This window comes from Kaistella sp. (assembly GCF_041824135.1).
Taxonomy (GTDB): Bacteria; Bacteroidota; Bacteroidia; order Flavobacteriales; family Weeksellaceae; genus Kaistella.
Window position 1 is genome coordinate 81,000 of sequence record NZ_JBGZYM010000078.1, and the last position, 10,376, is coordinate 91,375.

At 34.7% G+C, this 10,376-nt stretch carries 11 protein-coding genes; 7 read left to right on the top strand and 4 right to left on the bottom strand.

Annotated elements, in window-relative coordinates; all coding sequences use genetic code 11:
* Positions 1-104 precede the first annotated feature (104 nt).
* The 7 genes from ACEYOS_RS09185 to ACEYOS_RS09215 all read left to right on the top strand — a co-directional run bounded on the left by ACEYOS_RS09185 (position 105) and on the right by ACEYOS_RS09215 (position 7,321).
* Positions 105-299, top strand: coding sequence for a hypothetical protein (locus ACEYOS_RS09185; protein ID WP_373709624.1), 195 nt, complete (start codon positions 105-107; stop codon positions 297-299).
* A 185-nt stretch (positions 300-484) separates the two neighbouring features.
* Positions 485-1,888, top strand: coding sequence for a nucleoside recognition domain-containing protein (locus tag ACEYOS_RS09190; protein WP_373709623.1), 1,404 nt, complete (start codon positions 485-487; stop codon positions 1,886-1,888).
* 30 nt (positions 1,889-1,918) lie between these two features.
* The gene (locus ACEYOS_RS09195) at positions 1,919-2,308 is read left to right on the top strand and encodes a hypothetical protein (RefSeq protein WP_373709622.1); all 390 of its coding nucleotides are present in this window, start codon (positions 1,919-1,921) and stop codon (positions 2,306-2,308) included.
* A gap of 6 nt (positions 2,309-2,314) precedes the next feature.
* Positions 2,315-4,102, top strand: a complete 1,788-nt coding sequence (locus tag ACEYOS_RS09200) for a DNA mismatch repair protein MutS (RefSeq protein WP_373709621.1) — start codon at positions 2,315-2,317, stop codon at positions 4,100-4,102.
* A 169-nt stretch (positions 4,103-4,271) separates the two neighbouring features.
* The gene (locus tag ACEYOS_RS09205) at positions 4,272-5,621 is read left to right on the top strand and encodes a TolC family protein (RefSeq protein ID WP_373709620.1); all 1,350 of its coding nucleotides are present in this window, start codon (positions 4,272-4,274) and stop codon (positions 5,619-5,621) included.
* A 24-nt stretch (positions 5,622-5,645) separates the two neighbouring features.
* Positions 5,646-6,236, top strand: coding sequence for a SprT-like domain-containing protein (locus ACEYOS_RS09210; protein WP_373709619.1), 591 nt, complete (start codon positions 5,646-5,648; stop codon positions 6,234-6,236).
* A 2-nt stretch (positions 6,237-6,238) separates the two neighbouring features.
* A complete protein-coding gene (locus ACEYOS_RS09215; protein ID WP_373709618.1) occupies positions 6,239-7,321 on the top strand; it encodes a mannose-1-phosphate guanylyltransferase in 1,083 nt (360 codons plus the stop codon).
* A gap of 55 nt (positions 7,322-7,376) precedes the next feature.
* Here the strand turns inward: ACEYOS_RS09215 and ACEYOS_RS09220 are convergent, their stop codons facing one another.
* From ACEYOS_RS09220 to ACEYOS_RS09235, 4 genes are read right to left on the bottom strand one after another with little or no spacing between them, the layout of a single operon-like run.
* Entirely contained in the window at positions 7,377-8,342 is a 966-nt protein-coding gene (locus ACEYOS_RS09220) for a glycosyltransferase family 9 protein (protein ID WP_373709617.1), read from the bottom strand.
* Positions 8,339-8,758 (bottom strand): SufE family protein, encoded by a 420-nt coding sequence (locus tag ACEYOS_RS09225; protein WP_373709616.1) that lies wholly within the window; start codon positions 8,756-8,758, stop codon positions 8,339-8,341. The genes ACEYOS_RS09220 and ACEYOS_RS09225 overlap by 4 nt, the downstream gene beginning before the upstream one ends.
* Positions 8,759-8,796: 38 nt before the next feature.
* Positions 8,797-9,894 carry a glycosyltransferase gene (locus ACEYOS_RS09230; protein WP_373709615.1) on the bottom strand — a complete coding sequence of 366 codons (1,098 nt, stop codon included), beginning with the start codon at positions 9,892-9,894 and terminating at the stop codon, positions 8,797-8,799.
* A 9-nt stretch (positions 9,895-9,903) separates the two neighbouring features.
* Positions 9,904-10,122 carry a uroporphyrinogen decarboxylase gene (locus ACEYOS_RS09235; RefSeq protein ID WP_373781307.1) on the bottom strand — a complete coding sequence of 73 codons (219 nt, stop codon included), beginning with the start codon at positions 10,120-10,122 and terminating at the stop codon, positions 9,904-9,906.
* Between the last annotated feature and the right edge of the window lie 254 nt (positions 10,123-10,376).

Consider the following 10,376-nt stretch of genomic DNA (forward strand, 5'->3'; position numbering starts at 1 on the left):
TTAGCAAAAATTAAAGATTTCACTTTCAATTTTAACAAACTTTAAAACAAATGATTCTTTGAAAGGAATACAATTTGCTTAATTTAGACTCATAATTTTAAAGTATGCGAAAAGAAACAGGAATTATATTAGCGGGAAGCGTGGGTCTTATTATTGGTCTCACGTTTTTTGGGGTGAGAAAATTTTTATCAAAGAAACGAAGAGAGTATGATGATTATTACGCTGATTTTCATCGCCATTTTGAAAGGAAAAATAAAGATGACTCCAACGATGGTGTCGAATTTCTAGCCGTTCAGTAAAATATTCAAAACCTAAAAAATTCTGTTTTCAAATGAAAGCAGAATTTTTTTATGTTCAATTTTGAAGTTATTTTTAAAAGTTTCCTTAATTCATTTTGATTGTAAAACTGCTGAAGTCGATAATTTGCCCTTCTAATTCCTTTAAAAATAAACTTTTTAGTTACTTTTACTCAAATTTTTAATTCATGGTTTTAAGCAGGATTTGGAGCGCCTTTATTATTGTCGCCATTATTGTAGGGAGCATCAAATATATATTTTCGGATTCTTACAAAGCGATTTATAACGATATGGTTGTTGGTAAAAGTGGTGATACCGTGCAGATCGCAACTCAAAATATCGATCAATTAAATCCTGAAATTAAAAGTGCCTTATTATTAAAACCAGATTTTGAACAAAATAGAATTCATTATAAAACCGATTCTGCCAAATCTCAAGTTGCGGTTTACAGAGTTCAGGCAACTGATGGTGTGATTGGCACCTCTGAAACTGCCGTCAAAATTTGTCTAGGTTTAATTGGCATCATGACGTTGTTCATGGGTTTTATGAGTATCGCCGAAAAAGCCGGTGGAATCAACCTTTTATCTCGAATGATTCAACCGTTTTTCTCTAAATTATTTCCTGAAATCCCCAAAAACCATCCCTCTTTTGGACACATGTTATTAAACTTTTCTGCCAATCTTTTAGGGTTGGATAATGCCGCAACGCCTTTTGGATTGAAGGCGATGGAAAGTTTACAAACTTTAAATCCTGATAAAGACAATGCGAGTAATTCCCAGATTATGTTTCTGTGTTTGCATGCGGGCGGACTGACTTTAATTCCGGTTTCTATCATTGCCATTCGGGCGTCGATGGGTTCGCAGACGCCGACGGATATTTTTCTGCCATGTATGATCGCGACTTTCGCAGCAACAATGGCCGCGATGATCGTGGTTTCATTGTATCAGAAGATTAATTTGCTGCAGCCCGTAGTGATTGCTTATGTAGGCGGAATTTCTGCTATCGTCGGATTATTGGTTGTTTATTTAGTAAGTTTAAGCAAAGAAGGTTTAGATAATTTCAGCATGTTATTGAGCAACGGAATTATCCTTCTGATCTTCTTCGGTATTGTTCTGGGAGCACTTTATAAGAAGATCAATGTCTTCGATGCTTTTATTGACGGTGCAAAAGAAGGGTTCTGGACTTGTGTAAAAATCATTCCTTATTTAGTCGGAATGTTGATCGCTATTTCACTTTTGAGAACTTCCGGCGTTTTTGATGTGTTAATTGATGGAATGAAATGGGTCGCAATGGTCGTTGGTTTTGACACCAGATTTGTCGATGGATTACCAACTGCTTTGATCAAACCTCTTTCTGGTTCTGGCGCAAGAGGGATGATGGTTGATACGATGCAGACTTTTGGCGCAGATAGTTTCCAGGGAAGATTGGCAGCAGTTTTACAGGGAAGTTCGGATACGACTTTCTATGTGATTGCAATTTATTTTGGAGCAGTAGGAATTAAAAATACGAGATATACGGTAACAGCAATGCTTTTAGCAGATTTGGTCGGAGTGATTACGTCGGTAATTTTGGCGTACATTTTCTTTGCATAATATTTTATTATTAATTTAAATTAAAAAATCATGATTCACGACAAAGATTACATCATCAGAATAGTCAAACAGTTTTCAGAATTTCTTTCTAAAATGATTTTAGGTGGAGAAAGCGGTGGGGACGAAATAGAACTTCAACGGGTTTTTGACACCAATATGAATGACACTTTCAAAATGAATTTTGAGACTTTGGCTGCAATGCCTGCGGAGGAAATAGTTCAATTGATTACTGACAAAGAAAAAGGTCATCATATTCCGTATTTTGAATTGTTGGGAAATCTGTTCTATTTTAGAAATAAAGAAACTCCAAATCCAGATTTTGCGGCAAAAGCGAAAGTTTTCTACGAACAATATTTACAAACGAGCGGGATTTTTTCAATGCCGATTGTTAGTAGAATCGGAGAATTGAAAAAGGATTAACACAGAATGGAAGAATTGCATTTATTACTTTCTGAGAAAAAGGAAACTCTACAAAAATTACAAAAAAAACTAAGCATTGTAGGTTGGGTTAGAGTTGCTGTCTTTCTGACTATTACTTATTTTTTGTTACAATATTTCATTCTTGAAGGCGGGTTGAAAATCCATTTATATTTAGCTGTTTTCTTCACCGTTCTGTTTTTTGTTTTAGGATATTTCCTTGTTGATGTAAAAGAGAAATTGCAGTTTTATAAGAACTTTCTTCATATTGGCAGTGAAGTGATCACCAAAACAGAATTCGAAACTGGGTTAAATTTTGAGGAAGATATTGATCAGCATCCTTTTGCAAAAGATCTTGATATTCTGGGTAAAAACTCGCTGTTCAGTTATCTTAATTACGGTGAGACCACTTTAGGAAAAAATAAACTGAAAGATTTACTTTTAGATTTAAACATGGAAAAAGAGGAGATCATTCGGCGTCAAAAATCGGTTGCCGAATTGTCTGCAAAAACCGAGTGGAATATTCATTTTCTGACTTTGGCGAAATCAATGGAAATTAAACGAAAGATCTCGCATCCTAAAAAATTAAATTCAGTTTTTAACAATCCGATTTTAGCGAAGATCGCAACAATCGTAGTTCCTATATTGAGTTTAGTTGCTTTGTTTTTGGTCATATTCACTTCAATATCTGGAGGACTTATCGGTTTAATTTTCGTGGGGATTTTAATCATTTCCAGAATTGTCTTGTACATTTATCGAAAGAAAATGGAGGAATTAGGAGAGATGCTTTCCTTTGATTCTAATCAATATGAGCAGTTTTTGAATATTTTTTCTCATATCGAAAATGAAAGTTTTAAAGAAGAATTAAATCAGTCTCTTCAAAATAAACTCCGATCAGGGAAGAGTAAATCTTCCCGCAAAGAAATTGAAAAGCTGGCGCGTTTGCTCCGGAATTATGAAAGCGGACAAAGTAATATCGGAGTGATTCTCAATAATTTTTTCTTGTGGAATCTTAATTTTGCACTTAAAATTGAAAAGCAATTTCAAAATATCAATGACGATTTACCGCAGTGGTTTGAGGCCTTTGCAGAATATGAAGCCTTAATTTCATTGGGAATTTTCAAATTTAAAAATCCAGCTTATATCTTGCCCGAAATCAATGAAGAAGGTATTAAGCTTCGAACAGAAGAACTCATCCATCCTTTATTGTTTCAAACGGAAGTAGTTTCCAATAATTTCACCATCAGTCAAAGCACTGAAATTTCAATTATAACGGGTGCTAACATGACGGGTAAAAGTACCTTTCTGCGAGCGGTAGGAACCAATTTGGTTTTAGCAATGATGGGTTGTCCGGTTGCGGCGAAAGAATTTACATTTATTCCGATGAAGCTTTTCACCTCGATGCGAACGAGCGATTCCCTCAGCGACGGCACTTCTTATTTTAATGCAGAAATCCTTCGTCTTCGAAAATTAGTTGAGAATTTAGAGAAAGGCGAACCTCAGTTTATTATTTTAGATGAGATTTTAAAAGGCACCAATTCTCAGGATAAGCTCACAGGTTCGGAATTGTTCTTAGAAAAATTAATGAAAAGCGAGACACTATTCTCCTGTCTTATTGCAACGCATGATTTAGATTTAACAAAAATTGAAGATAAATTTCCTTTAAAAATCAAAAATTATTGTTTTGAACTTCAAAATATTGACGGCGAACTGGAGACGGATTATAAACTGCAAAATGGGGTTACCAAAAGTATGAACGCTATTTATCTGATGAGAAAATTTGGAATTATTGATTAAGATTTTCAAATAAATCAAACTATTTTATTTTCTGAAAATAATCTAAGCAATCTTTCTTCAAAACTAACTTTCGATAACCTTTACATTTGAATATGGAGATTCAAAGTATTTCTAACGCAGTTATTGTAACAAAAGACCAAAAAGTTCGTCTTATTCTTTAAAATCATTAATGAAAAAATCTGCCGTTTTTTTGCTGAGCTTGCTTTCGCCCTTCGTCTTTTCTCAGAAAGTATGGACTTTAGAAGAGGCTGTTAATTACGCCGTAGAGAACAATCTACAGGTTTTGCAGAGCTCCTATAATAAAAAGCTTCAGGATAATTCATTGGAAGTCGCTAAACGCCAATATTTACCGGGAGTTTCTGGGACGATCAACAATAATGTAAGTTTCGGGCAGGGCGTGGATATTTTTGGAACAACGAACCGAAATGACAACTTTAGTAACAGAGCCAGTGTTGGCGCAGATATTTTGTTATACAATAACGGCCGATTAGAAAAAAGCATTAGAAAAACAGAGTTTGATGTTCAAGCAAGTCAGTTTGATGTTGACAAAATTAAAGATGATATCTCTCTTCAGATCGCCCAACAATATCTTTCTATTTTATTAAACCGCGAGATTACCAAAATTTCAGAAAGTGCTTTGGCTAATGCGGAGAAGTTGTACCAGAGAGCTAAAATCACTACGGACGTTGGAACCACACCACAAACTATTTTAGCTGAAGCTGAAGCTGCTTTGGCCAGAGAAAAACAAAATGTAAAGAGCGCAGAAATCAATACCGAAAGAAGTTTGTTTTCACTTGCTATGCTTTTACAACTTCCTGATTATAAAAACTTTGACGTTCAAAATGTAGATATTCAAAATGAAATTGAAGCGCCTTTATATTCTGCCGATCAGATCATTGATAAAGCGTTTGAAAATCAGCCTCAAATAAAAGCTGCAGAAGTAAGAATTAAATCTGCAGAAGCGCAGACTGCAATTACCGAAACTGCTTTTTACCCAACTATTTCAGCGAATGCGGGAGTAGGTTCTTCCTATTTTAATTCTTTGGTTACAGACTATGCAGGGCGCGATATTAATGGAAGTCCAATTAAGGAAAGTGGTTTTTTTAAACAGTATAAAGATAATTTTGGGCAACAGATCGGTCTTAACGCAAACATTCCCATTTTTAATAAAGGAATTACACGCTTAAATGTGGAGCAATCTAAAATTAATGAAGATATTGCCAGAAACTCATTGACCCTTCAAAAACAGGAAGTTTTACAAAATGTGCAAAAAGCCCAGTTCGATGCAGAAAGCAACTACGAATCTTTCCTTGCCGCTTCGCAAGCCGAGAAAAGTTCAAAACTTGCACTTGATTTTGCAGAGAAAAGTTATAATGCTGGTCGCGCCACGATTTATGACCTTAACAGTGCCCGAAATAATTACGCAAATGCTCAAGGAAGTGTTGCACAAGCGAAATACAATTATCTTTTCAGCTTAAAATTATTGAAGTTCTATGCTGGGATACCACTTTCTCTTTAGTATTTTTAACGGTACTTTTGCAAAATGTCCATCTCGCTTTTAGAAAAATATTTGCCTGAAAACTGTTTGCCTTACCTTAAAAAGTGGTTCGGCGATTACGTTATTCACATAAAAATTACCCGGGGCAGAAATTCTAAACTGGGCGATTACCGAAAAATGGCGGATAAATCGCATCAGATTACTATTAATTCCACCTTACAACCACCACTTTTTTTCTTCGTGCTCACCCATGAATTAGCGCATTTATTAGCTTTTGAAAATTATGGGCATCGGATTTCTCCGCATGGTGTAGAATGGAAAAATACTTTCAGAATAATGCTTTTAGAAAGTTTTGCAGTTTATGATGAAGATTTAAAATCCATCATTTTAAAATTTTCAAAGTCGCCAAAGGCTAATTTTATGTCGAGCCCAGATTTGGTAAGGTACTTTCACATTGAGGATTATGAAGATGAAAGTTCCTACATTGAAGATTTAGACATCAAGGACCAATTCATTTATAGAAAGCAGATATATATCATTGAGGAAAAACGTAAAAAAAACTATCTTTGTATACAGCTCGATACTGGTAAGAAATATATTTTCAAACCTTTGGCTCGAGTAGAAAAAATAAGCTAAATATGTCTAAATCAAATAATTACTGCGTTATAATGGCGGGAGGCGTCGGAAGTAGATTCTGGCCGCTTAGCACTCAAAAATACCCGAAGCAGTTTCAGGATATTTTAGGAACCGGCAGAACCATGATTCAGCAAACTTACGATCGAATTCGAAAGATCGTCCCTATCGCAAATATCTTTGTCATTACGAATAAAGAATATATCTCACTTACTGTGGAGCAACTTCCGGAAATAAATGCTAAGAATATTGTTGGTGAACCGATGATGAAAAATACGGCCGCCTGTAACATTTATATGGCCAAAAAAATTGCCGCGAAAAATGCTAATGCGAATATTATTGTACTCCCAGCAGATCATCTAATTTTAAAGGAAAATATATTTTTAAAGAAAGCTGAACTTGCTTTTAATCTGGTTGAAAAAAATGATTATTTAATTACTTTAGGTATTAAACCAACACGTCCTGATACGGGTTATGGTTATATTCAGTTTGTCGAAGAAAAGAATTCTCAGTATTATAAAGTGAAAACCTTTACCGAAAAACCAGATTTAGAAATTGCTAAAACTTTTATAGAAAGCGGTGATTTTCTATGGAATGCAGGAATTTTTGTCTGGAATGTTAATTCTATCCTTTCGGCTTTCAACAATTATTTGCCGGAAATGTCAGAGAGTTTTGAAAGTTGTGAATACAATTCAAAAGAGGAAGAGAGTTGTATTGATATCATCTATCCAAAGGTCAATAAAATCTCTATTGATAATGGCATTTTGGAGAAAGCTGAGAATGTGTATGTTATTCCATCTGATCTTGGTTGGAGCGATTTAGGAACCTGGACTTCCATTTATGAGAATGCCGATAAAGGTGAAAATGGAAATGCCGTCAATACTAAACATGTCGTTATTTACAATGCTAAAGGAAATTTAGTTAAACTGCAAAATGAGCATAAAGCGGTTGTCATCGATGGGTTAGAAAATTATATCGTGGTTGACACAGAGAAAGCACTTTTGATCTGTCCCAGAGATAATGATCAATTAATCAAAGATTATGTGCAAGATTTAAAAAATTTAAAAAGAGGAGAGAAGTTTCTGTAAAAGCAGAATAGATCAGAATAAGAAATCCTTTCAGGAAACTGGAAGGATTTATAGTTTATATTAAATCAATGATTTTTTGAATCTGAATTTCTTCTAAACAAGCCCAGTCGCCGCGATAACATTCCTTATCACCAAATACAGAACAAGGTCTACACGTTAGATCTTTGACTTGAACAATGTCATTTTCACTTTGTCCATAACCCAGAAATCCGGCGTAAGGATGCGTTGATCCCCAAACTGAAATACAACGTGTTCCCACCAGACTCGCTAAATGCATGTTCGCAGAATCCATAGAAATCATCACTTCAAGTTCTGAAATCTTCTGTAATTCTTCTTTTAAGGTTAAAGTTCCGGCTAAGTTTTTTGAATTTGGAATTTGCTGTTGCCAATTATTAAGGATTTCTACTTCATTTTTTCCACCTCCGAAAAAGTAGATTTTATGATGCTCTGCCAGGGTTTTCGCTACTTCGAAAGTTTTTTCCAAAGGAAGCATTTTGCCTTTGTGCTGTGCGAAAGGTGCGATTCCTATTCCATTTTTTATGGATGAGTTTATCGGATACTGATGTGAAAGTTCTAATTTGAAATTCATCGCTCGAAAAACATCAGCGTAACGCTCACTCGTTGGAGTCAGTTTTTTCTTATCTAAATTCCAAACGTCGGTAAGCAGTTCTTTTTCTTCTTTTCCTTTATTGATTTTATAGACCTTAAAACCATTTTTTATAAAAAACAAATCTAAAGTCTTCGTTCTTATAACGTCGTGTAAATCAGCAATGTAATCAGGCTGAACTTCTTTCAGTAAAAATTTTCCTAATTTTCGTAAGCCAAAAATTCCTTTGTATTCGTCAAAATCAATTCCTTTAAAAATAAGATTAGGAATTCCTTCAAATAAATCCTGAAAATTCTTGCGGGACACCATCACCACTTCTACATCAGGGTTTTGCTGAAGAAACTCAGTGAAAACTGGGACCGTCATTGCGACATCACCAAAAGCGGAGAAACGGTATGCTAAAATTCTGTTCACGATTTTAATTCAAATGCAACGGCATAGAACTTAATCTGCTTGGTCATCGCCATCAAGCCATTGGCTCTGGAGGGAGAAAGAAATTCCTGTAAGCCGATTTCTTCAATGAATTTGAAATCAGAATCCAAAATTTCCTGAGTAGAATGTCCACTGTAAATGGAAACTAAAAGAGAGATGATCCCTTTGGGTAAAATACCGTCTGAATCAGCGTTGAAGTAGAGTTTTCCTTCTTTGAATTCCGCATCGATCCATACTTTGGACTGGCAACCTTTGATTAAATTATCATCGGTTTTTTTGTCCTCTGATATTCCTTTCAATTCTTTACCAAGGTCGATAATGTATTCGTATTTCTGTTCCCAATCTTCCATAAAAGCGAATGCTTCTACAGTTTCCTGCTGTTTTTCTTTGATGGTCATTGCTCAATTCAATTTGCACAAAGATAGGAAATTAGGTGTTAGAAATTTTCGTCCGTTACTTTTTTAAACAACTGAAGTAATTTTGGTTCTTCCCTTTCCCAGCATAATTCAGCCGCAGCTTTATTTAAATTATAGGTATAGAACGATTTTCCATTTTGAAGAACAATTTTTATTTTGTCGGCTAACTGAGTATGTTCTTTTATTTTTTCACCTGCTTGAAAACGATCAACAACCTTTCTCATTTCGGGAAAATCTGAAACGATAACGGGAATTCGGGCCTGGATGTAATCAGAAACTTTATTGGGCATGGAGTAGTAATAACTTAGTCCGTTATTTTCTTCGATGCTTAAACCGACATCTGCTTTCTTTGTAATTTCACGCAAATCTTTGGGTAGTAGTTTTCCTAAAAACTTTACTTTATCATCTAAACCTAAAGTCTTCGTTAAAAGTTCAAATTCATTTTTTTTTGGTCCATCGCCAGCAATCCAAAGTTCCGCATCCTCGATCTTGCTCATTGCAGTAATAATTTTATCTAATCCACGCGAAGGATTAATGACGCCTTGGTATAAAATAATTTTAGGAAAATTGATCTCGGAGTATTGTTGTGGGTTATCGATTTTTATGGGAAAATTTTGAACGGTGACAGGTCGATCGATATGATAGGTTTTTGCAAACCAGTCAGCATAGCTTTCACTTGCTGTCATCATATACCGTACTTTTGGAACAATGCTTTGTTCTAATTTGCGCCAGATTTTTTGGGTAAATCTTCCATTTAATGAAGGCATCTCGGTGAAAATTTCATGGCTGTCAAAAACTAAAGGAATTCCAAGTTTCTTTGAAATTAAATAATTGGGTAAAAGCGTATCTAAGTCATTAGACAATAAAACTGAATTTTTATCTGCCTTCTTTAATAAATCGTGATACAGTTTCCACTGAAACTCCAGGTAAGCGTATCGCAGAATTTTCGACTTTAATATTATTCTAGAGAAGGAATAGTTTCGTTCCATTTTGACCAAACCGCCCCAACTATTTCCAATAAGATTAATTTCATACCCATTTTCAGCTAATGATGCACAAACCTTTTCTACACGTTGGTCTGTATATAAATTATTAAAAACACTGACGATTACTTTCACCGTAGAAATTTACGTTTTTTTGATCAAATGATAAACCTGAATAAAACAGAGTATACCATTAGGAATAATAACTGGCCAAAGATAGCCATTGAAAATACCATAGAGTACAAAAAAAGCACAGCCAATTAAATTGAGAATCCTAATTTTTTTGATGTCTTTTAAGGCAAAACTTGTTACCACGAAGATAGACGCAGCGTAACCAATATAGTTGGTGATTTCAGGAGTCATATTATTCTTTTTAGGGTAAACAAACGTAGTCATTTTCAAGGATATTAGGAAATATGTTACTGCCATATAGTCCTGATTTATATTTGGTAAAGTATTTGTAACTTTAATAAAGAATTCAAAGATTTTTATATATCTTTAATTAAACGACGAGAAACAACAATATGGATAGTCAATTTTCAAATGGTTTGGACCAAGTTTTCAAACACAGTAAGAACGAAGCAAGACGCTTGCACAGTGAGTTTCTAAATACAGAA

What these genes read in the sequence shown, in the direction of transcription:
- ACEYOS_RS09190 (WP_373709623.1), top strand. Translation starts at nt 485, where the DNA reads ATGGTTTTAAGCAGGATTTGGAGCGCCTTTATTATTGTCGCCATTATT.
- ACEYOS_RS09235 (WP_373781307.1), bottom strand. Translation starts at nt 10,122, where the DNA reads ATGACTCCTGAAATCACCAACTATATTGGTTACGCTGCGTCTATCTTC.
- ACEYOS_RS09205 (WP_373709620.1), top strand. Translation starts at nt 4,272, where the DNA reads ATGAAAAAATCTGCCGTTTTTTTGCTGAGCTTGCTTTCGCCCTTCGTC.
- ACEYOS_RS09185 (WP_373709624.1), top strand. Translation starts at nt 105, where the DNA reads ATGCGAAAAGAAACAGGAATTATATTAGCGGGAAGCGTGGGTCTTATT.
- ACEYOS_RS09215 (WP_373709618.1), top strand. Translation starts at nt 6,239, where the DNA reads ATGTCTAAATCAAATAATTACTGCGTTATAATGGCGGGAGGCGTCGGA.
- ACEYOS_RS09195 (WP_373709622.1), top strand. Translation starts at nt 1,919, where the DNA reads ATGATTCACGACAAAGATTACATCATCAGAATAGTCAAACAGTTTTCA.
- ACEYOS_RS09210 (WP_373709619.1), top strand. Translation starts at nt 5,646, where the DNA reads ATGTCCATCTCGCTTTTAGAAAAATATTTGCCTGAAAACTGTTTGCCT.
- ACEYOS_RS09200 (WP_373709621.1), top strand. Translation starts at nt 2,315, where the DNA reads ATGGAAGAATTGCATTTATTACTTTCTGAGAAAAAGGAAACTCTACAA.
- ACEYOS_RS09225 (WP_373709616.1), bottom strand. Translation starts at nt 8,758, where the DNA reads ATGACCATCAAAGAAAAACAGCAGGAAACTGTAGAAGCATTCGCTTTT.